This is a genomic window from Microcoleus sp. B6-A1, assembly GCF_036705085.1.
Taxonomy (GTDB): Bacteria; Cyanobacteriota; Cyanobacteriia; order Cyanobacteriales; family Microcoleaceae; genus Microcoleus.
Genome location: NZ_JAUBTU010000097.1, coordinates 1 through 26,869, shown reverse-complemented (window position 1 = coordinate 26,869; position 26,869 = coordinate 1). Strand labels below are relative to the sequence as shown.

21 protein-coding genes, 1 tRNA gene and 1 pseudogene are annotated in these 26,869 nt (G+C 45.3%); 10 read left to right on the top strand and 13 right to left on the bottom strand.

Annotated elements, in window-relative coordinates; genetic code table 11:
* Positions 1 to 1,179: 1,179 nt before the first annotated feature.
* The 5 genes and pseudogenes from QUB11_RS26150 to QUB11_RS26130 all read left to right on the top strand — a co-directional run.
* Positions 1,180 to 1,398 (top strand): annotated as a pseudogene (locus tag QUB11_RS26150) (reverse transcriptase N-terminal domain-containing protein); the annotation flags it as partial.
* Positions 1,399 to 2,007: 609 nt separating this feature from the next.
* Positions 2,008 to 3,738: a group II intron reverse transcriptase/maturase gene (gene ltrA, locus QUB11_RS26145; protein ID WP_333206679.1), complete on the top strand. Its 1,731-nt coding sequence runs from the start codon at positions 2,008 to 2,010 to the stop codon at positions 3,736 to 3,738.
* A 5-nt stretch (positions 3,739 to 3,743) separates the two neighbouring features.
* Entirely contained in the window at positions 3,744 to 5,336 is a 1,593-nt protein-coding gene (gene ltrA / locus QUB11_RS26140; RefSeq protein WP_333206678.1) for a group II intron reverse transcriptase/maturase, read from the top strand.
* Between the two features lie 374 nt (positions 5,337 to 5,710).
* Positions 5,711 to 5,956 (top strand): hypothetical protein, encoded by a 246-nt coding sequence (locus tag QUB11_RS26135; protein WP_333206677.1) that lies wholly within the window; start codon positions 5,711 to 5,713, stop codon positions 5,954 to 5,956.
* A gap of 202 nt (positions 5,957 to 6,158) precedes the next feature.
* Complete coding sequence (locus QUB11_RS26130; RefSeq protein ID WP_333206676.1) at positions 6,159 to 7,130, top strand: hypothetical protein; 972 nt, start codon at positions 6,159 to 6,161, stop codon at positions 7,128 to 7,130.
* A gap of 135 nt (positions 7,131 to 7,265) precedes the next feature.
* On the opposite strand, the gene uvrA is transcribed toward QUB11_RS26130, so the two are convergent.
* The 4 genes from uvrA to QUB11_RS26110 all read right to left on the bottom strand — a co-directional run bounded on the left by uvrA (position 7,266) and on the right by QUB11_RS26110 (position 12,551).
* The gene (gene uvrA / locus QUB11_RS26125) at positions 7,266 to 10,229 is read right to left on the bottom strand and encodes an excinuclease ABC subunit UvrA (RefSeq protein ID WP_333392048.1); all 2,964 of its coding nucleotides are present in this window, start codon (positions 10,227 to 10,229) and stop codon (positions 7,266 to 7,268) included.
* Between the two features lie 73 nt (positions 10,230 to 10,302).
* Complete coding sequence (locus tag QUB11_RS26120; RefSeq protein WP_333392052.1) at positions 10,303 to 10,746, bottom strand: retroviral-like aspartic protease family protein; 444 nt, start codon at positions 10,744 to 10,746, stop codon at positions 10,303 to 10,305.
* Between the two features lie 121 nt (positions 10,747 to 10,867).
* A complete protein-coding gene (locus tag QUB11_RS26115) occupies positions 10,868 to 11,494 on the bottom strand; it encodes a 7-carboxy-7-deazaguanine synthase QueE (protein ID WP_333392046.1) in 627 nt (208 codons plus the stop codon).
* 358 nt (positions 11,495 to 11,852) lie between these two features.
* Positions 11,853 to 12,551 carry a class I SAM-dependent methyltransferase gene (locus QUB11_RS26110; RefSeq protein ID WP_333392045.1) on the bottom strand — a complete coding sequence of 233 codons (699 nt, stop codon included), beginning with the start codon at positions 12,549 to 12,551 and terminating at the stop codon, positions 11,853 to 11,855.
* A gap of 1,129 nt (positions 12,552 to 13,680) precedes the next feature.
* On the opposite strand from QUB11_RS26110, the gene QUB11_RS26105 reads away from it, so the two are divergent.
* Together QUB11_RS26105 and QUB11_RS26100 are read left to right on the top strand one after the other, a co-directional pair.
* Complete coding sequence (locus tag QUB11_RS26105) at positions 13,681 to 14,451, top strand: hypothetical protein (protein WP_333392043.1); 771 nt, start codon at positions 13,681 to 13,683, stop codon at positions 14,449 to 14,451.
* A gap of 318 nt (positions 14,452 to 14,769) precedes the next feature.
* Positions 14,770 to 15,216, top strand: coding sequence for a hypothetical protein (locus QUB11_RS26100; protein ID WP_333150981.1), 447 nt, complete (start codon positions 14,770 to 14,772; stop codon positions 15,214 to 15,216).
* A gap of 293 nt (positions 15,217 to 15,509) precedes the next feature.
* On the opposite strand, the gene QUB11_RS26095 is transcribed toward QUB11_RS26100, so the two are convergent.
* The 3 genes from QUB11_RS26095 to QUB11_RS26085 all read right to left on the bottom strand — a co-directional run bounded on the left by QUB11_RS26095 (position 15,510) and on the right by QUB11_RS26085 (position 17,579).
* A complete protein-coding gene (locus QUB11_RS26095) occupies positions 15,510 to 15,653 on the bottom strand; it encodes a hypothetical protein (RefSeq protein WP_333392042.1) in 144 nt (47 codons plus the stop codon).
* Between the two features lie 62 nt (positions 15,654 to 15,715).
* Positions 15,716 to 16,270 carry a cyclic nucleotide-binding domain-containing protein gene (locus tag QUB11_RS26090; protein ID WP_333392040.1) on the bottom strand — a complete coding sequence of 185 codons (555 nt, stop codon included), beginning with the start codon at positions 16,268 to 16,270 and terminating at the stop codon, positions 15,716 to 15,718.
* 325 nt (positions 16,271 to 16,595) lie between these two features.
* Positions 16,596 to 17,579, bottom strand: coding sequence for a DUF1517 domain-containing protein (locus QUB11_RS26085; protein ID WP_333392038.1), 984 nt, complete (start codon positions 17,577 to 17,579; stop codon positions 16,596 to 16,598).
* 295 nt (positions 17,580 to 17,874) lie between these two features.
* On the opposite strand from QUB11_RS26085, the gene hemB reads away from it, so the two are divergent.
* Both hemB and QUB11_RS26075 read left to right on the top strand, forming a co-directional pair.
* On the top strand, positions 17,875 to 18,858 hold the full coding sequence (gene hemB, locus QUB11_RS26080) for a porphobilinogen synthase (protein WP_333049296.1): 984 nt from the start codon (positions 17,875 to 17,877) through the stop codon (positions 18,856 to 18,858).
* Positions 18,859 to 19,956: 1,098 nt separating this feature from the next.
* Positions 19,957 to 20,445 carry a GNAT family N-acetyltransferase gene (locus QUB11_RS26075; protein WP_333285136.1) on the top strand — a complete coding sequence of 163 codons (489 nt, stop codon included), beginning with the start codon at positions 19,957 to 19,959 and terminating at the stop codon, positions 20,443 to 20,445.
* A 177-nt stretch (positions 20,446 to 20,622) separates the two neighbouring features.
* Here the strand turns inward: QUB11_RS26075 and QUB11_RS26070 are convergent, their stop codons facing one another.
* The 6 genes from QUB11_RS26070 to QUB11_RS26045 form a co-directional block, all read right to left on the bottom strand.
* On the bottom strand, positions 20,623 to 21,558 hold the full coding sequence (locus tag QUB11_RS26070) for a HAMP domain-containing sensor histidine kinase (RefSeq protein WP_333392036.1): 936 nt from the start codon (positions 21,556 to 21,558) through the stop codon (positions 20,623 to 20,625).
* Between the two features lie 25 nt (positions 21,559 to 21,583).
* On the bottom strand, positions 21,584 to 22,177 hold the full coding sequence (locus tag QUB11_RS26065) for an L-threonylcarbamoyladenylate synthase (RefSeq protein ID WP_333392034.1): 594 nt from the start codon (positions 22,175 to 22,177) through the stop codon (positions 21,584 to 21,586).
* Between the two features lie 67 nt (positions 22,178 to 22,244).
* Positions 22,245 to 23,225 carry a HemK/PrmC family methyltransferase gene (locus QUB11_RS26060; RefSeq protein ID WP_333392050.1) on the bottom strand — a complete coding sequence of 327 codons (981 nt, stop codon included), beginning with the start codon at positions 23,223 to 23,225 and terminating at the stop codon, positions 22,245 to 22,247.
* A 134-nt stretch (positions 23,226 to 23,359) separates the two neighbouring features.
* Positions 23,360 to 24,199, bottom strand: a complete 840-nt coding sequence (locus QUB11_RS26055; protein WP_333392033.1) for a Tic22 family protein — start codon at positions 24,197 to 24,199, stop codon at positions 23,360 to 23,362.
* Positions 24,200 to 24,351: 152 nt separating this feature from the next.
* Positions 24,352 to 24,425 (bottom strand) — tRNA-Pro (locus QUB11_RS26050).
* Between the two features lie 326 nt (positions 24,426 to 24,751).
* Positions 24,752 to 25,303: a GNAT family N-acetyltransferase gene (locus QUB11_RS26045; protein ID WP_242725747.1), complete on the bottom strand. Its 552-nt coding sequence runs from the start codon at positions 25,301 to 25,303 to the stop codon at positions 24,752 to 24,754.
* A gap of 507 nt (positions 25,304 to 25,810) precedes the next feature.
* On the opposite strand from QUB11_RS26045, the gene QUB11_RS26040 reads away from it, so the two are divergent.
* Entirely contained in the window at positions 25,811 to 26,536 is a 726-nt protein-coding gene (locus tag QUB11_RS26040) for a hypothetical protein (protein WP_006631881.1), read from the top strand.
* Positions 26,537 to 26,869 lie beyond the last annotated feature (333 nt).

The following is a 26,869-nucleotide window of genomic DNA, read 5'->3' as shown; positions in this document are numbered from 1 at the left end:
TTCAGATCGCACTCACTTTTTTCACTTCTCTATTTTATTGTGATCGCATTCCTCTTTAAAAACTGTCCGGAGTATTGCGATACCACTCAATCCATAAATTGTAATTAATCTAGTCTTATCTTCTAAAATCCATTCTTTAAGAATATGAATTTCTGAATTACGCCCGTAATTATAGTTTAATTCTGGTGCTGTTGTTAGATCAATGATTGGGAGTTGATTTTGGACTTGGGAAGAGGGCGATCGCTTTTCTATATCCTCTAAAGATTGAGAATTTTCTCTACAAATATTAACATGACTATTAATATAATTACTAATAGTGTGGGAAGCATTACCGAAATTATTGATAGTAGAACCAGCTTTATTTTCTAAAATAGAACGAACATTCTTTTGTTCAATATCTTCTGAAAAAACATCGGAGAGAAGTTTCCATAATTTTGCTCCCTCTCTTTTAATGTGATCGTAACTATAACCATTATTTCCCGCAATTTTATGAAAATTTTGACGTTGTAAAACACTTTCTAATATAGATTTTTGTAAAGAATCAAGATGTTGTCCTGTTTTAGCGAATACCTGTTCATCGTGCGACCCGTTTCCGCGAAAACGGAAAGCCTAGCGGCTTAAAGTGTAGGCGGAGCAAGGAATCAGCCTTTCGTATGGGCTGAAATGAACCTTGACAACTTAACGACCTTGAGGGTGTAAGTCCCTCCCCACAGGTGCAGTGGTGAAAGCATTACCCCTATTTCTAGGCGTAGCAACCCTAGAGGTAAAGCGGGGTAAAAAGGAGGTAACTCGGCAACCTAACTGAGAATCCCTTCGAGCAGGAATCCATGAGCAGCGCAAGCGAAGATGTGTCTAAACCATCGTTAGGTATAACCAGTGAAATAGGTTGATCACACTGGGAGTCCCAAAAGGGCAAGGATAGGGAGTTGGCGGGCGGTGAGCCGACCAACAAAGCATTTCCCATAAACCCGGTGAATAGCATCGCTCTAAAGATTCAATCAATGGTCGTTAGGAACGGGATAACCCCCATACATCTCTCACGAAGGTCGATGCCTGAGTAGGTAGCTAGCCAGATGATGTACGGGGTCAGGATTGAATCAAAAGCCAATGCCTCGCTGTAATGGCGAGGATACGCTGACAGATTCACGATTGTTTGGAAATGAATAGGAACAAGTAGCAATGAATACGTCTAATACTGAGTCAATAAAGACAGAAGTGGAATGGAAGGATATCAACTGGAAAAAAATACAGAGGATAGTCTTTAAGTTGCAAAAGCGCATATTCAAAGCCTCTCAACGTGGGGATGTCAAAGCAGTCCGTAGGCTTCAAAAGACTTTGATGAGGTCTTGGTCGGCTAAGGCACTAGCCGTTCGTCGGGTAACTCAGGATAATCGGGGCGTGCGACGTGAGGTCGTACATTAGGCGCATCTGCGCTGAATAACTGGAGAGCCGCCTCTCCCGGAGAACTCTCTCTCTCCGTCCCCACATAAAAGAGTGTCGCACTCCGCCTACAACAGAAGTAAGTAATGAACCTGTTGGAATGCAAGGCATGAAAGCCCCGCAACTGATAGCCTAATTCGGTGAAAGGGCAAGGGGAAGACTGAAAAGGGTTAACGTTATGTGAATCACCGTAGATTCCGTTATGTCTAAAGAGTGAAATCAGGCTGATACACTCTAGCCAAAAAGGCAAGTGAGTAGGTTACTGGCAGCGCCTTGTGGCTAGTAACGAGAGAGCGAAACTCTCACCGGAATATAGGTGGAACCCAAATCGGTCGAAGGTTAAATGTACGAAACACGATAAACCCTATGGATTCTCAAGCCAGGTCGATGGCATGAGTAGGTTGACCGTAAGGAAAACGGAATTATCCAGAGGGTAGGGGATGCTGGAGAAAGCGAACGCTTCTGGTAATGCGGAAGATAGGGGTTCAGGCTTTGCCCCGCATCGAAAGATGGCAGACTTCCAGCGGGTCTTCAACGGTAAATTTTGCGTAAAGGAATTGAACCAACGTGAAAGATAGAGTCAGCAATGACATCGGAACGAAGGAACCGCTCAAGGGGTGGGCATCCATCAATTGGAAGCTCATCAAAAAGCGTGTCAGAAACCTGAGACGGAGAATCTACCGAGCAGCCCAGAACGGTCAGTGGAATAAGGTTAGAAGCCTCATGAAACTGATGCTTCGCAGTTACTCCAACCTGCTATTGTCAGTGCGAAGAGTCACTCAAGAAAACAAAGGGAAACAGACGGCTGGCATCGATGGTCAGACGGCTCTAACTCCAGAGGAAAGAGTGAAATTGGTCAGAGAAAGTAAAGAATACACCTTATGGAAAGTTCGCCCAACGAAAAGGGTATACATACCGAAAGCTAACGGAAAACAAAGACCATTAGGTATCCCGACAATCAAAGACCGAATAGCACAGGCAATTGTTAAGAATGCCCTAGAACCAGCCTGGGAAACCAGATTTGAAGCCCAGTCCTATGGCTTCCGCCCAGGCAGAAGTTGCCATGACGCAATTGAGCAGACATGGATAAGACTAAACGCTCAGGGAAATGACAGATGGATACTGGACGCAGATATAAAAGGGGCGTTCGACAATATTAGCCACGAATACCTGCTCAATGCCATAGGAGAAATCCCTGGTAAAGAGCTAATCAAACAGTGGTTAAAAGCAGGATATGTAGAGGCGGAAATATTCCACGATACAGAAAGCGGAACGCCACAGGGAGGGATTATAAGTCCCCTTTTGGCAAATATAGCTCTCGACGGAATGGAAAAACTCCTAAGCCAATATAAAAAGACGAAGGAGTACAAATATACCGACTCAACAGGTAGAAAAAGAACAGAGAGGGAACACAAACCCAAATATGGGTTTGTTCGCTACGCTGATGACTTCATCATCACCGCAGAAAATCGTGAGGATTTGGAAGCCATTAAACCCATCCTAGAAGAATGGCTAAATCAGAGGGGTTTAAAACTTAATGCGGATAAAACCCAAATCACTCATATTAATGAGGGCTTCAATTTCTTAGGGTTCAATGTCCGACATTACAAGGGTAAATGCTTAATTAAACCGCAAAAAGAAAAGGTCAAAGAATTCCTGTCTGGAATTCAACAATGGCTGAATCAACACAAAACGGTAAAAGCAACGGCAGTTATCCAGCACCTTAGCCCAATCATTAGAGGATGGGGGAACTACTACAAGCACAAGGTCAGTAAGGAGACGTTTTCTTACGTAGACTACCGAATATGGCAAATGCTGTGGAAGTGGTCGCTAAGAAGACACCCGAAAAAGGGGAAAGGTTGGGTAGCCCAAAAATACTTCAAAACAATCAACGGGACGAAGTGGAACTTTGCCCAACCCTTCTTGAACAGACATGGTAGGGAAACATTAATAACCCTGCCGAAGCTGGCATACATCCCCATAGTACGCCATGTCAAAGTCAAAGACACGGCATCTCCCGACGACCCAACACTCACCAAATACTGGCAAGACCGCCAATCCAAATACGGGAAATCGTACTGGGCCAAAGGCTCAAAACTCTATAACGTAGCGGTTAACCAAAATTGGAAATGTCCAGTATGCGGTGAACACTTGTTCAATGGAGAAGAACTGCACACCCATCACAAGATTCGGGTGAAAGACGGAGGCACGGACAAAGCGGAAAACCTTGTCCACCTTCACAAAGCCTGTCACAGGCATGAACATACAGGCAAACGTTCTGAGGTTTTGGAGGCTTGAGCCGGATGATGGGAAACTGTCAAGTCCGGTTCTTAGGGGAGGGAGATACGGCGACGTATGCTCTCTTACCCGACAAGAAGACGGCTGGAATAGATGGGATTAAGAGTTTAATCCCCAAACAAAGGCTAGAACTTGTACGCCAACTGAGGTTAAACCAAAAGGCTAAACCTGTCAGGAGAGTCTGGATTGACAAACCTGGTAGAGACGAAAAACGCCCGTTAGGGATACCCACAATGAACGACAGAGCATCCCAAGCTCTGGTAAAAGCAGCCTTAGAGCCGGAATGGGAAGCAAAATTCGAGCCAAACAGCTACGGATTCCGACCAGGGCGGTCATGCCACGACGCAATCGAAGCAATATATGGAGCAATCAAGCAGAAGCCGAAATACGTGCTAGATGCCGACATTGCCAAATGCTTCGACCGAATAAACCATGAAGCGCTGCTAGAAAAATTAAATACATTCCCCACCATCCGCCGTCAAATTCGGGCATGGTTGAAAGCGGGAGTGATTGACTGGAGCGAATACGCTAATCGCAATAAAAAGAAAGGGTTCAGTCAATCATCTGAGGGAACGCCGCAAGGCGGGGTTATATCGCCCTTGCTAGCAAACATCGCCCTCCACGGCTTGGAAAATCGGCTACTCCAATACGTTGAAACCGTAGAGATGAAAAATAACTACGGCAGACAACAGAGCAAACGCTCTAAGCGAATGACCCTAACAGTAGTTCGCTATGCTGATGACTTTGTAATTCTACACAAAGATAAAGCCGTCGTCCAAAGATGTATGCAGATAACAGCAGAATGGCTCAGTGGCATTGGCTTGGAATTAAAACCCGAAAAAACCAGACTCTCACACACTCTAGTTGATGAAGGAGGCAACATAGGGTTCGACTTCCTCGGATTTAATGTTAGACAGTTCGAGGTAGGGGAGTATGCGTCTAAGCAGGGATTTAAAACCATCATCACACCATCCAAGGAAAAGCTGAAAGTCCATCTATCTAAAGTAGGCGACCTAATCGATAAGCACAAAGGTTCATCGCGAGATGCCTTAATTGCAACACTAAACCCCGTGATAAGGGGCTGGTCGAACTATTACAAAACGGTTTGCAGCAAAGATATATTCCAACTTGCAGACCACATCGTCTATCAGCAAATACGAGGATGGGCAATTTACCGTCATGAAAGCGCCGACAAGACTTGGACAACCAAGGGAAATAATAATTGGGTATTCGCCACAAAAAACGGCAAGCATTGTCTAGCCAAGCATGGCGATACTCCAATAACCAGGCACACAAAGGTGAAGGGTGAAAGAAGCCCTTATGACGGAGATTGGGTCTACTGGAGCAAGCGAAAAGGGGAATACCCTGAAACTCCCAAACAATTATCTGAGCTTATTAAAAAGCAAGATGGGAAGTGTTCGCACTGCGGTCTGTACTTCACGTCAGATTGTCTAATCGAAGTACATCACATAGATAGAAACAGAAGCAACAACAAGAAGACAAATCTGACAGCAGTACATAGACATTGCCACGACATTACTCACGCCAAATGGGAACCAAAAGAGTGGGAGATGAGAAGTGATGAATCTTATTTCTAGCCCCCTAACCCTTAATGGGAAAGAGGTACGCATGACAAGCGCCAAACAGTCGAGGAGCCGGATGATGGGAAACTATCACGTCCGGTTTTGCATGGGAGTTCGGGGTAGCGATACCCCGTTCGACCCTACCAGTCCATTTTGACAATTTTTGAATGTCCATATATTTTTAACCTCACTCAATCTTTTTAGTTTCGCCACCAAAACCCACTTTTTGCCACGAAAAGTTAAGTTTTGTAAAAGGTTACTAAAGATTAGCACCCAATGACACTATATCACACCAAGTCCCACTATCAATTTTCCTATTAAATGCCACCCCAGTCTAAAAATTAGAAAGTACAATCTTAAATGTTAACCAATTTTCAAGAATAAATCATATGAAAACACAAACTTTGGATGAAACAGCAAGATCGGTGCCTTTTACCCTAAGTTTTGTAGAGAGACTCGACCAAGCATTGTATGATGAAGCGATTAAGGATTCAGAGATACTAACACAATCCTATGATCCGAAAACTCAAACCTCGAATATTCCTGTTTCCGCTGCTGGTACTTCCTTGACCTATCGTGATACTCTCACCGGTGTTTTTTCGAGTAAAGATGATTCAAAGGAGTCTGATACTTAAAGCTGACAGTGGCATTAGTTGAAAACCACGGGCTTTCTGCATTAAACAACATTGATTATACGGTACGGTGGAGTGCGGGGCATTCTCTCGTACCCCTTTAAGGTGTTAGGGATTGTCAGTAGAAAAAGCCTGATATGAACCATCAATATCAGTTGACCACCAGACCTGATTTATTTCCCAAAAACGATGTGATAAATTAAATATGCTCTTAATTTTTACGAATAAGCAGGATGTCCACAGTGATGAAGTTATTAGAAACCTATATAAAAAAGGGATTGAAGTTTTCAGGTTAAATTCAGAAGATTTGCTTCGGAGATATCAGGTAAATCTTTACATTGATGAAAATGGTTTATGGAATGGAGAGATTACTGACGAACTTGGTAGAATATTAAATTTAGCAAAACTAAAAGTAGCATGGTTGAGAAAACCTGATTTTGATTTTTTTGGTAAAATTGCTGAATCTACAGAGGAACAGTTTATAGCTTCAGAAACAAAGGCTTTTGTCAATATACTATACTCTATACCCAGTATAAAATGGATAAACGATCCATTTATCGCCAATAAAGCAAAAGTTAAATTTCAACAACTTTTACTGGCCAATAAATACGGTATCAAAATCCCCAAAACACTGATAACCACCCAACCAGAAACAGCAAAAGAGTTTTTTATAGAGTGCGGAGAAGAGATTTTAGTTAAAACGATTTATACTGGAAATGTGACGATCGACGGTATCAATCAAGGAATACCGTCAAGAAAGATTGGCAAAGATGATTTTTATAAATTCTATAAAAACATTTCTTTATCGCCTACTCAATTGCAAGAATATATCGAAAAAGCTTTTGAATTAAGGATTACAATTATTGGTAAAAAGGTATTTGCCGTTAAAATCGATTCACAAGCCCATGAAGAGACCAAAATTGATTGGCGACTCCATACTCAAATTAATCCACATTCTATCTTTGAACTACCGGCAAAAATAGAAAAATTCTGCATCGAATTTTTGGAGGAGCAAAAACTATTATATGGGGCGATGGATTTTATTGTGACTCCCAACAATGAATATGTATTTTTAGAAAATAATCCTTTTGGTCAATACCTTTGGCTAGAAATAGAAACAAAAATACCATTAACGGAAGAGATTTGTAATTTATTAATAAGCTATCTTGATGCTTGATTACTGTTTTTTAGGCTTCACTCTTCGAGTATTTTAATTGTAGGGTGCGTCAGGTGAGTTTCTTAAACCATTATTGAAGGTTTAAATATCTGACGCACTTGACTAATTGTGATAATTGCGTAACAGTTGTTACTATTAGCTAACAGCTACAGCCTCCCCCAAAGGATGCTGCTGCAAAACCGCTTGCAAATACTTCCCAGTATAAGACCTCTGATTTGCCGCCACATCCTCCGGCGTCCCCGCCACAATAATCTCGCCGCCCTTATCTCCCCCTTCGGGGCCTAAATCGATCGCCCAATCGCAGCACCGAATCACATCCAAATTGTGTTCGATTACCAAAATTGAATTACCCTTATCCACCAATCTTTGCAGCACATTTAACAAATGGTGAACATCATAAAACGACAAACCCGTCGTCGGTTCATCGATTAAATAAAGCGTCTTCCCAGTAGCGCGGCGCGACAGTTCCGTTGCCAATTTTACCCGCTGCGCTTCGCCCCCAGAAAGCGTCGGCGCCGGCTGTCCCAACTGAATGTAACCCAAACCAACATCAACCAAAGTTTGCAGTCTGGCGCCCGCCCTGGGAATATTTTTAAACATTTCCAAAGATTCCTCTACGGTCATGTTCAAAACATCAGAAATCGACTTGCCTTTGTACTTAACTTGCAGCGTTTCGCGGTTGTACCTTGCACCCTTGCAAACCTCACACTGCACGTAAACATCGGGCAGAAAATTCATCGAAATCACATTCACGCCTTGGCCGCCGCAAGCTTCGCACCTTCCCCCTTTCACGTTAAAAGAAAACTGCCCCGCTTTGTAACCTCTGGCCTTCGCTTCAATGCTTTCGGCAAACAAATCCCGAATCACATCAAAGACTCCCGTGTAAGTAGCGGGATTAGAGCGCGGAGTACGACCGATGGGAGATTGGTCAATTACAATTACTTTATCAACCACATCCTCTAGAGAGCGTTCGCCTTTAGTTTTGAGGGCGTCCATATCGGGTGGTAAAGGTACTTTTTTGGTGATATAGTGTTGCAGCGACGGGTACAGCAATTCATTGATTAAAGTGGATTTTCCCGAACCGGAAACGCCTGTCACGCAGACGAGTTTTCCCAAGGGAATTTCTACATCAATATTTTTTAAATTGTTGCGCGTCGCATTTATGATTGAGAGAGCTTTGCCGTTGCCTTTTCTTCTTTCATTAGGGGTTTCAATTACTCGCTTACCCGACAAATAAGCACCAGTCAAAGATTCCTCTGCCCTTAGCAAATTTTCTAAACTTCCTTCCGATATAATTTTGCCACCGTGAACGCCGGCGCCGGGCCCGATATCGACAATGTGGTCGGCCGCTCGCATGGTTTCTTCATCGTGTTCTACGACAATCAAAGTATTGCCTAAATCGCGCAATTTTGTTAAGGTTTGCAGCAGGCGAAAGTTGTCTCTTTGATGCAGTCCGATGCTCGGTTCGTCCAAAACGTAGAGAACACCAGTCAAACCAGAACCGATTTGAGTCGCCAGCCGAATTCGCTGCGCTTCTCCGCCAGAAAGCGTCATTGCTGCGCGGTCTAAGGTCAGGTAATCTAACCCGACATCGAGCAAAAATTGCAGCCTTGCTTTGATTTCTCTCAGGGCTAAATCGGATATTTGGAATTGCCGATCGCTCAATCCCAAATTATTTACTCGTTCCCGACATTCGCGAATCGAAATACTGGTTAAATCTACAATTCCGTACTGTCCCAACCGCACCGAAAGCGCCTCGGGTTTCAAGCGTTTGCCGTGACAAACCTCGCAAGAGCGATCGACCCGATACTGTTCCAACTTCTGCTTAATCAAATCAGAACCAGTATCGTCGTACTGGCGCTGCAACATGGAAATCACGCCATTAAAATCTCTCCTAAAATCGGTGGTGTTGCCGTCTCGCTTCTTACTTTCTGAGGTTCCCTTGGACTCATTGCCGTACAAAATTACCCGCTGGTGTTCGGGCTTTAATCGATACCAAGGAGTGTCGATATCAAACCCGCAAGTATCAGCAATACTGCAAAGCAAAGAGAGATAATAGGAATTGTCTTTGTCTGACCAAGGCGCGATCGCACAATAAAGAGGCGCTTTCTCGTCGGGAACTACCAACTCCGGCGCAAAAGTCCGCAAACTCCCCAAACCGTGACAGTTTTGGCACGCGCCGTAGGGCGAATTAAACGAAAATAACCGGGGGGAAAGTTCTTCCATTACTGCGCCGTGTTCGGGACAAGCAAAGTTTTCAGAAAATACGATCGGCCCCTGTGGTTGAGAATTTTCTTCAGTCGGTAACTCTTCAATTATCGCAATTCCCTCAGAATGGCGCAAACAAGTTGCCAGAGAATCAACTAAACGTTCTTCTAAACCGGGTTTTTTAATTAACCGATCGACAACTATCTCGATATTGTGCGTATGATTTTTATCTAATTCGATATTTTCCGAAAGTTCTAAAATTTCTCCGTTAACTTTGACGCGAATAAATCCTTCCGCAGCTAAACTCGACAATAATTTGCGGTGAGTGCCTTTTTTTCCGCGCACAACTGGTGCCAGAAGGTGAAAGCGAGTGCCGTCGGGAAGTGCCATGACTCGATCGCACATTTCATCAATTGTCTGCGGCGCAATGCACCGATCGCAAATCGGACAGTGCGGTTCGCCGGCTCTGCCGTACAGCAATCTGAGATAATCGTAAATTTCTGTAACAGTGCCAACAGTCGATCGCGGGTTGTGAGAAGTTGACTTTTGGTCGATCGAAATAGCCGGACTCAACCCCTCGATCGCGTCCACATCCGGTTTGTCCAACTGTCCCAAAAACTGGCGCGCGTAGGCGCTGAGAGACTCGACGTAGCGGCGCTGGCCCTCGGCAAAAATTGTATCGAAAGCCAGGGAAGACTTACCAGAACCGGAGACACCAGTAAAAACGATCAGGCGATCGCGCGGCAGTTCCAGATCGATATTTTTCAGGTTGTGCTGTCTCGCACCGCGAACCCGAATAGTATTTTGGTTGTGAGAGTGAGAATTCGTCACATTATGCCCGTTGCGGGATGCACTTGGCTGGCTGTTTGAGGTTTCGGCGCGTTGGGACATGAGAGTAGTGCAAAACAGTGCTTAACCATCTTAGCGCTGCCGATCGAATAGCTGGCATCCAAACTCAAGAATATCAAAGAATTGTCAAATAAGTTTCCGTCGGCCCGTCGGGCAAAACCTTCAATCTTTGATTTTTCAAATCGACTTCAATTCCCAGCGCTTCCATCGGAATCACCCCTAAAAGTGGAGTTTTTCCCTCTGGCAATTCTAAACACTCAAAAGTCCCTTCGCGGCCGCACAGAGAAATCGAAGCATCCCGAAAAATCCTCGCCTCACTAATGCCCGTGGCTGTTTCCACAACCACTTGCTTGAGGATTTTCAAACCCAGTCTGGCAATCACATCTTTAGGCAAACACAAAGTTGTCGCGCCCGTATCCACCAAAACATTTTCTAGAGTAACAGACCTGACTTGCTCGATGGGAATCAGACCATCCTCTGCTTTAGCTTCATCGATCCGATTCGTAATTACTAGGGTTGTGATAACTTTTCCCATTGGGGTTTCCGTAGTTGCTTCCATTACGTTCAAATTATCATAAATTGCTGCTTTAATTTTAGCACATATTTCCACAAATTGTAGGGCGATGCACTCCCCCTTCTGCACCGCCCACCTGACGAATAATTCTGGCTAAACTATCAAATTATTGCACACCAATAAATTTGTGAGTTTGCAAAGATAGCCTGTAACTAGGATTTTGTTTCAGCAATTCCAAAATAATCGGGATCGCTGAGCTTTTAGAGTTCCATTCTGGTTGCAAAAAAACCGGAACATTCACATTATTTTCCAAATACTGGTGATAAAATTCAACTTCTTCGCCAGTGCTAATCACCAACTTAATTTCATTAGCTCTAGTCCAGAAAAGCTCTTGCACCGGATATTTAGGATTGACGTGTTCCTTCGGAGAAAGAGTAATCCAAGCCTGCGGGGAAACATCCTGCCAGCAAGCGCCCGAAGTTTCAATACTCACCTGCTTGTCAGCTTCTAACAAAGCTTCAACTAACTCAGGCAAATCCCCGTGTATAAAAGGTTCGCCGCCAGTAATGACTACCCTCGGAGACTGCAATTGAGCGAGCAATTGGGCGATCGACTGCGGCACAGACGGCAAACCTTTGCCCCCATTTTCGTAGCCTGTGTCACACCAAGGACACCGCACAGGGCAACCGGCCAATCTGATAAAATCAACTAAAGTCCCCGTCCAGTAACCTTCGCCTTGAACAGTACACTGAAAAGTTTCGTGAATTGGTAATTTTAGTTGTAAATTAGACACCCGAAGTTACGCCTCAAATCAATTAATTACGTTGTTTAGATATAATATTCTTAAATTGTTATTTCTTCGCGGTTTGCAGCAAATAAAAACAGTCCTGAACCTATAAACTGGGTTTCTGAAAAAAAATTATCCGTTTTATCCCAGAAGCTTGACCCAGCCAAAAAACGGATACCGTGCCACGTACTCCTGTCGTGGAAAGATAAAAATTTTAGAACCTAGTTCAATCTCCCAGATTGCATCTGTGGGGTAAATCTAAAATCTAAAATCTAAAATCTAAAATCGACTGACTCAGCAATCCGGTTTCTTCATAGCTTTGGTATGAGTCCTTAGAAATCCACCACAAACCGCAAACAACTCTTTAATTATCCTGTTCAGGTTCCATCAGAGTAGCCCAACGGCGTTTTAATGCCAAAGTCAGTCCGTCAGCAATGGGGACAACACTGAGGGTAACTCTGGCATCGTTACGCAATTTGTCGTTGAAACTACGAATGGCCAGGGTGCTTTCGTCTTGTACTTGAGGATCGGCAACTCGTCCAGACCACAGAACATTGTCAATTACAATTAAACCGCCATTGCGTACAAGTTGCAGCGATCGCTCAAAATAAGCCTCATAATTTTCTTTATCGGCGTCGATGAAGGCAAAATCAAAGGTTCCAGCTTGTCCCTCGGCTATTAGTTTGTCGAGAGTATTTATTGCTGGGCCCAACTGCAAAGAAATCTTATTAGCCACGCCCGCAGCTTCCCAATAGCGTCGTGCGATCGCAGTATATTCCTCGCTGACATCGCAGGCAATAATTTGACCGTTAGGAGGCAGCGCTAAAGCTACGCACAGCGAGCTATAACCAGTAAAAACGCCAATCTCTAAGGTTTTTGTCGCTCCCATAAGCTGCACCATGAGCTCCATAAACTGACCTTGTTCGGGAGCAATCTGCATCATCCCCATAGGATGTTTAGCAGTTTCTTCCCGTAGTGAAGCGAGAATATCTGGCTCCCGCAGAGAAATAGATAACAGATAATCGTAAAGTTGATGTTCTAGGCCAAGAGTTGAGTTCGCCATCGGTTTGTCCTTGCTGCTGACTTTTGATTTTAGATTGTAGACGCGCAGTTAATGGAAATCGGAGACTGTAGAGTTAATTTTGGCACCTATTTTGCTGTGACTGATGGCAGGTTGCAGTAGCAGTGTCTCGGTTACGCAGAGGCAACTTGCAAAACGCGCGATCTACTTCCAAATCAGTTTATCTCAGCCACAGGTGATTTAGCACCTCTGGAAAATAAAAATGGATAGAGGGGAGCGTTTTGAGATTCCTGCTTTTTTAGCACCGCGTAACGCCGTTAGCGATACCAGTTCAAAAAATGAATGCAACTATATACAATCTGCAAACCCATACATAATCAGCCATTTCCCATCTCAAATCTCAAATGGTATGAGTTGGGCAGAAAGTGACCGAAAGCATCCAGGATACAAGCCCCCGGATTCATCTCGCGCAAGTCAATGCTTCAATTCTTTAATCTAAAATCTAAAATCTAAAATCGATTGACTTCATCCTGATTACTAACTAGACGAACTGCGAAAAACATAAGTATGTCATTGCCAGTGAAATGAAGCAATCCCAAAGGTTGTGATTCGTTTACATTTTGTTACATTGTCATTTTTTTTGTGTCGTTCTACTTAATCGTCAATGAGTAATTATTGAGGACTTATATCATGTCCGATCGATTATCCCTAATACGGTAGGGGCGGGTTCACGAACAATATCTGCCAATAATTGACAATCTCAAAAACCCGCCCTTTTAATCGATCCCAAACCAAAAAACCGTTTCCTTTAACTATTATGGATGGGTTCAAGCCCGTGTATGTTCTTGGAACAAACCAGGCGTCTGGAAACCCTTGTCTCCCGGAGTATTACTAATCACTAATAAACTGGGTTCAATAGGACGATTTCTTAACTGTCACACCTTATGAATCCATACCTAAACAATCTACCCCAAATCTCAACTACCTTCCACGATTGAGGTAGAGCAAGCATTTGTGGGAAAAAACAGGTTGATCGCAACCCTTGACCTGCACTTTTACTCATAACTAATGAACCGGGATTAATAGGACGCTCACTTAACTGTCACAGTTTATTACTCCAGACCTAAACCACCTACCCACAATCAAAACAACATTCAACCAAGGCATCGCTATGTATTACACTTTCGCAGGTTTTGGTGCCGCCACAGGCATATTTTTGTTGCTAGTTTTTGCCATTCTGCAATGGCTGCACGTCTCGGCCGGCAGTTTTATTGATTGGGTAATTGCCATTGCTAGTTTTGAATGGCTGTTGCTGATAGTTACAGTTCCCTGGAATATCCATTTTGAAGCTAAAGAAGTTTTAGCGCAAGCCGCAGAATCGACTAAAAAAAACATTGCTGTCGATCAGGAACAAGTCAAATACGTTACTGTATTAGTTAGCCGATCGCTCTTTGTGGCGATCGCACTTCACCTGTTTAGCGCGATCGCACTTTACGCCCTAGCCGCCGCCGGAATTAGTGCTATTGGCTATCTCAGTTCCGCTGCTGCACTGCTGTTAACTGTACTGCGTCCAGCTATCCGAGGTTATCAGTATTTAGCCCAGCGGCTGACAACTATCCGCCGCCAATTTTTGTACCCCCGTGAAGATATTGTCGAACTCCGCAGCCGCTTTGCACAATTAGAATCTACAGTTAGAGATTTGAGCAATCAATTAAGTTCAGACAATCCGAATTCGTGGGTGGCTGTCCAAAATCGGGAACGGGAAGCTATGAGAAGAGAATTAACTACTTTATCCGCATCTCTACAATCTTTGCAAGCGACAAATCAGGCAGAGCACACTAAACTGAGAAGAGATGCAGAAAGTGCGATCGCCCAACTCACCGATGACGGACAATTTCTCAACCACGTCCGCGAAATCATCCGCTTCTTTAAAGAATCGTAAAGTCAGTTGATAGTTGACTGTTGACAGTTGTCTGTTGACAGTTGACTGTTGTCTGTTGTCATTAGTTACCAATGCCCGATGCCCGATGCCCAATTCCCAATTCCCAATCTTTAGATAGATGCCAAATAGTCGCAAATAGTGAAATTTTTAATAAAAACAGAATTTTCTCACTCTTGAGGAAGACTCAATAAAGGTATTTTCCCTAACCGCAATTTTTCGCAAACTATAACCAAAGATAGTTTGTGAATGAGCTAGCTTGGGATTAATATTTAAACATAAGCCAAAGACCTTTTTGAAAAGATAACTCAGGAATAAATCATGACTAATCGCCAACCCATACCCCCCAAAGAAGAAGTTAGCAAATCAACACCGGCCGACGAACAAATCGAAGCCAATATGGAAGCCCCCCACTACGACAGGGGCATTACTCCTGCGGAGACAGCAGCGCGGCAAGAACGGGAAGGCTCTAACTTCATGCACACAACCACCGAAGCGAAGCAGAAAAGTGCAAAAACTGATGACCAAACCGATGACGAAAGCATTCACACTACAGATGGTTATACAGTAGACAAAGAAGGTCTGGTTAACAATTACGCGATCGAACCGGAAATGTACATCAACGAACCGGGCGATTTGAGAGCAAAAGAAGAAGCCGAAGCCGCAGAACGCGCTCGAATTCTCGCAGAAATCAAAGATAAAAAAGGCGAGGAAGGAAAACTGACAATGGATGCAGACACCCGTGGCAAAGGGCCGGGCATTATCTAGATTGTGTGGTTGGTAGTTGCGTTTCAGCGCGCGAGGTTGCAACTACTGCAAAGCACAGGGGCGGGTTTTTATAGTTCCGGCAATTATCGATCGATATTTCCGGTACAACCCGCCCCTATTTTGTTTTCCACATCTGTTTTTTGATTTGAGATGTTACATCTTACATCTTGCACCAATATCAATAATCATGTTTTGGGCTGGGTCTCCTGCCCGACCCCTACTCCTCACAATAAAACTCATTCTTTGTGGAACAGGCCGGAAACCCTTTTCTTGAGAATGGTGCAAGATGTGAGTTACATCTGAGATATTGCACCATTCTCAATTACTTGTTTAGGAACAGGCTTTTCGGCCTGTTCCACAAGAGATGAATTTTTTTGTGGAACAGGCCGAAAAGCCTGTTCTTCAGAATGGTGCAAAGTGTGAGTTACATCGTACATCTCTCAATTACCGTATCAATCGGCGAGTTTTCACACCCAGCTCAAAAACCCCTTAAAATTCCTCAAGCTTTAACATTTTCCCTCAGCCAATTAAACTTAGCCTCAGCTAGCGCCAAATTTTCCAGAACGTTAGGATTGATATCCTCTCGTTCAAATTCTGGTTGATCTAATTCAATATTGCGACCATATTCTATATGTCGGATCGTACCGCGCATCCTGTCTGCCAGACACAGTGAAATTCCATAATAAAACCGGGATGCAAAGCCCATATCGTTTTGAAGTTTGATGACTAACTGCCGCCTAGGAATTGCCAGCAAGTGAGTTTCTTCGATCGCCTTTACCGTTGCCAAAGGAGGGCGAGCGTCAATGAAAGAGACTTCTCCCACCAGTTCTCCGCTGGCTATTTTAGCGAGTTCTCTAGTCCGCTCAGCCTCGATCAAAACGCTCAAACTCCCATTTAAAACAATGTAGAGCGCATCTATCTGTCTCCCTTCATGGATCAAAATCCCGCCCGGTTCGAGAACTTCCTTTTTGCCTTTTTGGACGATCCAGTTGATATCGTCATTATTTAACTGGCTCAAAATAAAAAGTGCTTTTTTTCTGCTGCTGTCGGCCATAAGTTTTAGCTCTCGATCGCTTCTTTATATAAAATTTAGATGGGCGCGAGCGCAACTTCTTCCGAAGCAGTCCTCGCAGAATACAGTTTTTTTATCCTGCCTAACTTCTTCGCAAAACCCCTATCGAGCAGGCTTTGCCCATAGCAGATGAATCACACTGAATCATAATCTCTAAATACTAGCATTTGTTAAACAATCTTCTTTAACTCGATCGACCTCCCCAACCTCCCGCGAAATTCCCGTCTCAAAAGCAATTGGGTTAACCCGCCCAGCTTTGGTGCCGGATGGGGCGCGGTAGACAATGCTCCGCGCCCAGTCTTGCTCACTAAATCGATCGCAAATCAGGATAGCCGGCCAACATATCGTCAGCAGTCAGAGTGTCCCCGTTCGCTTGAGGAGTCCACAGCACCTCAACCGCCAGCAACTGCTCGCTCGATACTCCCCCAATCTGACGCAAAGCTTGGCGCAAATCTTCAGAGTTTTTCACTGCTGGCAATTGCAATTTACCTTGAGTACCGACAATCACCGTCACCACAATAAATTCCCCAGGATCTGAATTCAAATCAGAAGCAACCAGCGCCCCATTTTCCTGCAAACCAGGCAGGATATTGCTGCTCCCTGCTTGTCGGAGCTGATTGTTATAATTCGAGAGCGTTTCTTCAGTAAATTTGCTGCGTTCTGCCAAAGAAAATTGATTAAACTTAGCTTCGGCTGCTTCCAAGCGAGTTTGCACAGATTCAGCGCCCGCGTAAACCCAGTATTCAGGATGCCGCAGCAGCGCCAGAGTAGATTCTTGCAGCACTTGAGCACGACCTGCCGCTGTATCGGTATCCGCTTTTCGCGCTAGGGAGTCGAGTTCGGCTTGCAAACCCCGGGCCTCTGCTAGCAAACCAACTTGCAAGCGGCCGACAGATACGGTGGTAGTGGGGGCGCTGTTGCCGAGTTCGTCAGTTGATCCCCCGGCGCGGCGGAAGCTTTGGACAAGGAAATTAGCAATCGAGATAAAAATCAAAATCGAGAACAGGCCGCCAAACCCGCCCCCAAAGCCAAAAAACGGCAGCAAGAACGGGAAACCGAAGCCGCCTCCAAAGCCGCCACCCGGGTAGTAGCCTCCTCCCGACGGCGCGTAAGTGCGACTAGGAGACGAGTAACTGCGCGCCGGAGCCCTAAAAGATCCGCCCCCGATGCGTCCTCCGCTGCGAGCCGCCAGAGCTCCGTCAGCGTTACCGAGGGCTAGCGTCAGTACCAGACCGATCGCAAATAGTGATTTCAAAAGCGGTTTGATCTTTGAAATTAGTTGCTTGTACATAAGACCGTTACTATTCGATACATTTATAATTTACAGTCTATCCTCGCGAATGGGCAGCCTGGTTATAGGTATGAAGCCAGCGAGATATCCGTACCAACGGATCCCACAAGCAGCGTTAGGGTTCAGTCTGCAAACCAGACAAGGACTCTTTGTCCTGACTGCAAACCACAGACATCAAGGCTTTTACAGAAGTTTACTTAAGTCCAGGGCGATCGGCCAACAATAAGCTCTAGACTTTTAAAGAAGCGCCACGAGTCCTAGAAAACAGGGCTTTATCTACCGTAAAAAAAACATTATGTTTCCAACTCACCGCCCCCGCCGCCTCCGCAACCATCCCCAACTCCGCCGGATGGTACGCGAAAATATCTTGACAACCAGCGATTTAATTTACCCCCTATTTGCCGTACCGGGGGAAGCTTTTGCTAAAGAAGTCACATCGATGCCGGGAGTTTACCAGCTATCGGTAGACAAAATAGTAGAAGAAGCAAAAGAAGTCTACGACCTCGGCATTCCCGCTATTATTTTATTCGGCATTCCCGCAGACAAAGATACAGACGCGACAGGTGCTTGGCACGATTGTGGCATCGTTCAACAAGCGACGGAAGCCGTTAAAAAAGCCGTACCAGATTTAATCGTCATGGTCGATACTTGTCTGTGCGAATATACCAGTCACGGTCACTGCGGCTATTTGGAAGTCGGAGATTTAAGCGGCCGCGTCTTGAACGATCCCACACTAGAATTGCTGAAGAAAACCGCTGTTGCTCAAGCTAAAGCCGGTGCAGATATTATCGCCCCTTCGGGAATGATGGACGGTTTTGTCGGAGCAATTCGCGAAGGATTGGACTCCGCTGGATTTGAAGATATTCCCATCATGTCTTACGCGGCAAAATATGCCTCAGCTTATTATGGCCCATTCCGGGATGCGGCCGATTCTGCTCCGCAATTTGGCGATCGGCGCACCTATCAAATGGATCCAGGAAACGGCCGCGAAGCTCTGAAAGAAATTGCTCTCGACATTGCCGAAGGCGCAGATATGCTCATGGTTAAACCAGCTTTAGCTTACATGGACATCATCTGGCGCGTGAAGGAAGCAACTAATCTGCCAGTTGCTGCTTACAACGTTTCTGGGGAATATGCGATGGTGAAAGCCGCCGCCCTCAACGGTTGGATAGATGAAGAAAGAGTAGTGATGGAAACTTTGACAGGATTCAAGCGTGCTGGTTGTGATTTGATTTTGACTTATCACGCCAAAGACGCCGCCCGCTGGCTGCAAAACTGATTCACTCGATTTGAGATTAGAGATTAAAGAATTGACTCCACAGCACAATCTTCGGGTGTTTTCGTGGAGTCAACACCTCTCTCGATAGATGATTTTTGAGCAATTAGGCAAGACACTAGCTATAGCTTACGCTTACCGATAAACGACGCCTCGAAACCGGATTTTTACCGTTTCAGTGGGCTGTAACTGAGATATTGCACCATTCTCAGGAACAGGCTTTTCGGCCTGTTCCACAAAGAGTGAATTTTCTTGTGGAACAGGCCGAAAAGCCTGTTCATAAAAAGCTTATTGAGAATGGTGCAACATTATTTCAGTTGTAACGAAGTATTGCTATGAAAAAACCCGGTTTCTCTGTAGACAAACTCCCAACCCCTAAAAAATCAGTCATTCCCATCTAAAATCTCTAATCTCAAATATCAAATGGTATGAGTTTTGACACTCCCCAGCCTAAAGGCGTGGGGATTCTTAATTCATCGACTAACCTTTAAGCGCCATGTCCTCGTGGCAATTCTTAAACTTTTCAACCGTAGGAAATACTACCAATTGACGAGCTTAACTCACAACACCCCAGAGGGTCTGTCTCCAAAAGCGTACTAGGATAGTGAACCTAGAGTTCGGATATGCCCTACCCTACCTAACAAATGAAAAAGTTCTTTGTTTTCTGGTAACGAGGATGTATTAATCCCCTAGCTGTTTTAAGAGTTTTCGCCGCTCTGTGTCCCCAGTTTGTGCCTAAAAGTGTGTCTTAACTGTTTCACGATGGCAAAGGAGTTTAACCTTGACTTTTGCAGTATACTACAAAAAACCAGCAATTCCCTGATTTTTTAGAATAGATTTAAGAAATTAAAGCCGTTCTAGAATAACGGGGTTTTAAACCCAACTTTCCGATAAGTTGGGAATTTTGACTCAAAGACTCTTTTACAAAATTTGCCCCAAAAAGTATTAATAATTACCGAAATTAGTTAAAAAATATGTATGAATAAAAATAGTTTTGTAAATCGGGAATTCAATCATTGATTGTTCCCAAGCAAAATCAACTATACCCGCTAAGACAGTAAAAGTAACACAGTTTAGACACCAATTGAAGGCAGATTGAGCATGAAATCAACGACTAGGGATTCCAGTCACATTCAATTTTGTATAGGTCGCGACCGCGCAGACATCGTACAGATCCAAGAACTATTTAAAGCCGCCGCCTTTTGGGCGAGGGAACGCAAGATAGAAGATTGGGAAATTGCGATCGCCAACAGCGAACCAGTTGTTACAGTTTGGGACGGCTCACGGGCGATCGGCTTTGCCAGAGCCACCTCAGACGGCATCTATCGAGCCACCATCTGGGATGTCGCCATTCACCCGGATTACCAAGGTGCAGGACTCGGCCGTAAGTTAGTGCAAACGGTCTTGAGTCACCCTCGAATGTGCCGAGTAGAGCGAGTTTACCTGATGACAACTTACAAACAAAGCTTCTACGAGCGCATCGGTTTTCAGCAAAACGCTAGCACCACAATGGTACTTGAAAATCAGCTTCTAGAAGAAAATCTCGAATTAGAAATTAGCAACGGCGAATTGCTAACTGCTAATTGTTAAATCCGCACAAAAATTGCACCAAAATCTATAATATGTAGGGTGCGTCGCAGCGCACCTTACTCCCTATTAGACATCTCCAATAATTCTTGTGGAACAGGCATCTTGCCTGTTCAAGACAGGCTTTTCACTCCTATGTCTATTAAATCCCGTAGATTGCTCGTTGCCGAACTTTCTTCATCAGAAAGTTGCCAAAGGAATAGAACACTGAGTCCGGTTAAAATTGCACTCTTCGGACTCAGAAGGCACCGCCAGAACCTCCAACTTTCCGCTCATCAAACTTAAAAGAGTCTGATTCATCAATAACCTCATTCCCGAAGACACCTGAGAATTATCGCTGCTCTTGGTAATATCACACTCCAAATCGTGCTTCAGCAAATCCCAAGACTCGCTCCAAGCACTCACTGAACGCTGATCGTCCACCCAAATGTGAACGTATCCAGATTCCGGCGAAGCATGGGCAGAAACAGAAATACTCCCCTCCTCCATCTGAGCAACTGCAGTATCTACCAAATGTACTAAAACTTGCCTAAATCTCGGCAAATCTGCCAATACATAAATCCCCGGATCTGGCGGCAATATCTCCAAACGAATGCCGCGATTAGCAGCTTGCAAGTAAGTTAAATCATCAACCTCGTCAAAAACCTTAGCTAACTGAATCGGCTCAATATCCATCCTGTCAGTGCCGTGTTCAGTTTTAGCAACAGAGATAATTTCATCTATTAATTTCACCAGCTTGAGTGCCGCGACGTGAGCTTGTTCGACAAACTCTCGTTCCTCAGCAGGATCGTCGCACAAATCCGAGAGAATTAATTGCAGCGTACCAATCATAGTGCTCAGGGGCGATCGCAACTCGTGAGAAGTTCGAGCCAAAAAACCCGCCTTAAATTGGCTCATCTCCGATGCCATCTGATAAGCCAATTGAGTTTGCTTAAGTTGCTCGGAAAGAGCATCAAACTTCTCTAAGTGAATTTCTTGAGGAGGTGGGGCTACTTTGGGCGCCGGTTCGGGCTGTTGCGAGCTTTTTTGCCGCAGGCGCCAAATCAAACTGCTTCCCAAACCCAGCCCCAGTCCCATACCTAAATATATAAAGTTGCTCCAGCCGATCGGCGCCATATTGCTTTGCCTTGGAGTTTAGCTTTTAGCATTCTAACTCGATCGTGCCTTGTCGCAATATTTCCCACCTGCTGCCCGTCCATTTAGCCACAGTCGAAGGCAAACTCGAAGCTGTTGTCGCTGTTGCTAATTCAGAAGGAACTAATGTCAAGACTTCGGGAAACTGAGCCTCAATTTCTGCCACCGATTCCAGAGGCGGCTGGCCGGATAAATTAGCACTGGTAGTAGCCAAAGGGCCTGTCTGCTCTAGAATCTTTAGGGCAAGGGGAAAGTCAGGAACTCGTATTCCGATTGTAGTTGGGTCGATCGAATTCATGGCCGCCGGGACTTTTGGCGAAGCCGGCAGTACCAAAGTTAACGCGCCCGGCCAATAGGATTGGGCCACTTGCTCCCACAAGTTTAACTCTGCTGGACTCCCCTGCACGTAAGGCCACAAAGCCCTCGCCGATGCTGCCATCAAAATCAGGGGTTTGTCTTGACTGCGGCGTTTAGCTGCAAAAATCAACTCCGAGCGATCGGGACGCGCAGCCAAAGCGGGTACAGTATCTGTAGGAAAACTGACGATATAATTACCAGAAATTGCCCCTTGAACTAGGGCATCGATCGCAACTTGTGTCATGCCATTTTAGATTTTAGATTTTAGATTTTAGATTTTAGATTTTAGAAGTACGACATATTTTTGAAACCTACAGACGGTAGGCTAAGGCAAACCGATCGATTCCTGCTAAATCAGAAAATATCTGAACTTTGCCATAACTCCCGTGACTTTGCAGCATATCAGCTACCGCCGTTTCTTGCCCCGCCATCATCTCAACCAGCCAAACTCCCCCTGATTCTAAATAATCGGGAGCCGTTTCTACCAAATGCCGGATGCAATCTAACCCGTCAAAACCGCCGTCTAAGGCCAGATGAGGTTCGTGCTTCAAAACTTCCGGTTCCAGAGTCAGCACCGTGCTGCTGGGAATGTAAGGGGGGTTAGACACCATGCCGCTGACTTGACCTTTGAGAAACTCTAGCGGTTCCCACCACAAACCTTGATAAAAATTAATTCGCGATGCAAAACCCAAATTCTCAGCATTCAGTCGAGCAACTGCCAAAGCTTCCGAACTGCAATCTACCGCATAAACCCTAGCATTTGTCAACGCAGAAGCCAAGCCGATCGCGATCGCCCCGCTGCCCGTTCCCAAATCCACCCAATGCGATTGGGCAAATTCTCCCCCCCGAAGCTGGGAGAAGTTTAAATCTTCTCCCCCCCTTAGTAAGGGGGGGTTGGGGGGGGTAGATTTTTGATTGATATTTTCTGCTTCTAAACGGCTTTTAACAGCTTCTACAACCAAATCGATCAGCAATTCCGTTTCAGGACGCGGAATTAGCACCGCCGGCGTTACTTTGAGCGAAAAATGCCGCCAATGTGCAACTCCCGTTAAATACTGCACCGGCACCCGTTCCTGCAAGCGCCGCTGCCACAATTGAGCAAGTTCCGATAAAGACAACTTTAATTCAATTTTTGGCAAATCTTTAAACGACTCCAAACGCAGAGCCAACCTATCCAAACCAGCCAGCTCTTGCAGCAGCCAGTCGATTTCTGCTAGAGGAATATCATAATCGATCGCCTCTGCCTTAGCTTGATTCACCCACTGCCAAAGCTCTAAACCAGAAACAAACATAAGACTTTTTGGTAATTGGGCATCGGGCATCGGGCATCGGGCATCGGGCATCGGGCATTGGTAACTAATGACAATGGTCAACGGTTAACAGTCAACAGTCAACTGTCAACTGTCAACTGTCCACTGACTAAATATTAGCGAGCCGGCCGAGCTGGAGCCGGAGCCGGAGCTGGAGCCGGCCGAGCTGGAGCCGGAGCAACCTGTGGATTTTGGCCCGCACCTGCAGGTTGGAGCGATCGCACAAATTCCAGCGACTCCCGCGACGGAATCAAAATCATTTGGGTCAAAAACGGGTCGTTCTCTGTACGCAAAGCTTCCAAAACGCTCTCCAAGTTCACCACCTCAATCTTAATTGTGGCAGTCACGTTCGGCTGCTGCTGCTTAAAACGATCGACCATTCCCTGTAAATCCTCCTTGTTAAAAAACAAGGGAATCACCTCTTGCTGGCCCCGCTGAATCGTCAAATAACCATTTTCCGCACCGCCTCTGGCCAAAAACAGAGGTACACCGTTGAACTCGTTAACTTGTTGACCAGTCTGCTGAAGTACAGTTTTAGCCGACTGCACCTGCTGCGGAGCCGGAACGAAAGCAAATTGCACTTCCTCCGGCTTGCCTTTATTTGCTTGAGTGATCTGATAAATTTCCCCCAGCGACACCGGCATCACGCGCACCGTGGCCGCCAACTGAGGATTTCTGGTTTTCAGTTGATCGACAAAAGCTTGAGCATCTTTCTGGCTGATGAAAATTCCCGCCACGGAAGCATTACCAGTTTGACCCTGACCCTGCTTGGGAACAGAAGCGACGAGGGGCGCACCCTGAGCGTCTGTAATCGTAAATACCGGCACCGAGCGCAATTTTTCCAAAATTTGCGGCTCCGGCAGTGCCAGTGCAGACATCTTGCCAATTGGGGAGGGGCCCAGCAGAGTGCTGCCGACAATTCCCAATATTGCGCCCAAACGAACTAATGATTTCATGTTTTTTCCATCAGGAGCGATCCTGAAACACATTAACGCAAAGACTGGCGACTTAGCACGATCAGCAAAAATTGCCTCATTTTGTTTTCATTTTGACGAAATGTAAACATCAGAGACAGTTCTGCTTCAATCTATTATTTAACATTGTGCGATCGGGATGACAGGATTTGAACCTGCGACATCCTGCTCCCAAAGCAGGCGCGCTACCAAGCTGCGCTACATCCCGGTGTTATAGTTAGCTAACCTCTAACCATTAACACACAAAACCAGTTGCTTGTCAAGCTTTATTAAATATTTAGCTCTCGATGCAGCTAAGGCGAAGTTTTTTTCAGGGTGTGCGGTTTGACCCCACCCCAAAACCGATACCCGCCCCTGACTCCTATAGTGCTCTGCTCAAATCGACTGACAATACTTGCACAGCTTCATAACGGCCGTGATGCCGAGATACATCCACGGGTAACTGACCGCAGCGCACAGGTGCATTCGGTGTTGTCAGCGTCAATATTGTATTGTAGATCCTCAACAAATCAACGCCAACCTGCACCTGGCTCGCTAATCAGGATACCAAAACATACCTTTAATCCCCTCTGGATCGGACATAAAGCCCAAATTGCGGTAAAAATCCACCACTTGAGGGTCAGCAAATAAGGTAATGTTGCTGATATCTTCACTGCGGAGTTTTTTAATGATGTATTTCATCAGCGCCTTGCCCATGCCTTTGCCCTGGTAGTCGGGATGAACTACCACATCCCAAAGCGTGGCATTAAAAGCATGGTCTGAAGTCGCTCTGGCGAAACCCACCAGCCGTCGCTGGCTGCCCCGCATCTCCCACATAGAGACGACTAGGAAGCTGTGCACAATAGCTTTTTTGACTTTACGCAGGGGACGGCGAGACCAACCCACTGCATTACAAAGTTCTTCGAGTTCATAGAGGTCAATGTCCCGATCGCAACTGAAAAAGATGCGAGCGTTGCCGCTGGCGGGTTTGCGAAACGTTGGGGAAAGCGGATCGCCTAACCCAACAGCCACATCTTCCTCAAAATCCGCTGTTTGGGGTACAGAGGCAGACTCAGAACTACTAAATAAGTTTTTCCAAAAACCCATGCAGGCGCGGTTAAGGTAGTAGAAGTTGGACGACGAGAAAGAGAACCCGACAGATAAACCCACTCCGATCGGCGTAGGAGCAATTGCCGGTAGCCTCTTGAGGAACAGTTTACGGTACACTCATCTTACGCCGAAAACAGGGATTTGTCGTCCAACATTGAGTCTGCGCTTTTTTGATTCTGTCAAGTTTGGTAGAACTGTTCTGCTAGCCAGTGCCCGGAGAACCCGCTTTTAAGGTAAAATTTGTTGCCGAACCAGGACAGAGGCATATTGGGAAATGCTTCTTTTGAGTGCCGCCGATCGCGCCGGAACTTATACCCTTGGTGGAAAATACCACTGGAATGGCGCAACGGTGACATTCTCGTGATAAGTTCTCAGACAGATTTGACTTTTGCTTTTAGTGAGGAGACGGGCACAATTTAAGTCGAATCGTCGAATCGAAAATCCCATTGCCATAAGGCATGGAAGAGTCAATACCAGTATATCTCCCGCACCTTCTCCTCAATTATGGCTTCGGGTTTAAAACCATCTACACTAGAACTTCTCAAGCGCTTTAACCGAGCGTTTCCGCAGTTTTATGAGCAATTTGTCAGCAGCGAAATTCAGTTGCAAAACCTCAAATTAGCTTACCAGCTTTACAAAACTCGGCAAGCAGTCATCGAAATCCGAGCCGAAGGTAACAAAAGTGCCCTGCATTTTGCTTACCGGAACCAGTCTTTTCTACTGAGCGATATTTTTGGAGTGCTCGCGGCCTACGGGCTGACGATTCACAGTCTGAGTCTGTACGGTCAAATTTACCCGCCCATGCTGGTATTTATCAAATTGGTCGTATCTCGCGGTGGCAAGGTACTGGCAGATAAAACAGCAGAAAATGTCTGTAGAGCCGTTCGAGAGGCATTGGCGGGACATTTTGAGGTTGAAGAGATGTTGGCGGTGGAATTTAATTTAGACGCGGGTTTAGAAGATGTGGCAACTGAATTCTACGTCGATCCGGTTTTCCACTTGCCAGCTTTGCTGATTGAAGCAGATAATCAACCTGGACTTTTTTACAAAGTTATGTATGCCATCTGGCAAGAGGATTTGTTGGTAGTAAATGCTAATTTGCTGGTTTGGCGGGGGCGAACTCGCCTAATTCTCTACTTGTTGGGGCCCAATGAAAGTTTAATTCCCGAATATCTGGGGCAGAAAATCGCTGAGGGGGTGCGACAAAGATTGCTGGGCGAGCGATTTTAGGGCAAGCTGCCGATGCTCCCTAAATAACTATAGCGGTTCTCAAAAAAGTGAGGTATGCCCTATGCCCACGGAGGCCTATGCCCACGGAGGCCACGGAGGCCTATGCCCATGAGTACCTCATATGAGAGCTCGAAAGGCTATAGATTTCTATAAGTAGACATTAGTTGGCAGAAGTTATCCAGTGAGAGAGGATAAAAAGCTCGGCAACATTGTTCGTACAAACGAGTGTATATCAATACTCCGGACAGTTTTTAACCAGCCAGAGTACCATAAGACAAGACTGAAGGAAGGTTAGGGTGATTTAAAATCAAATCCGGGTCTAAATCTAACTTA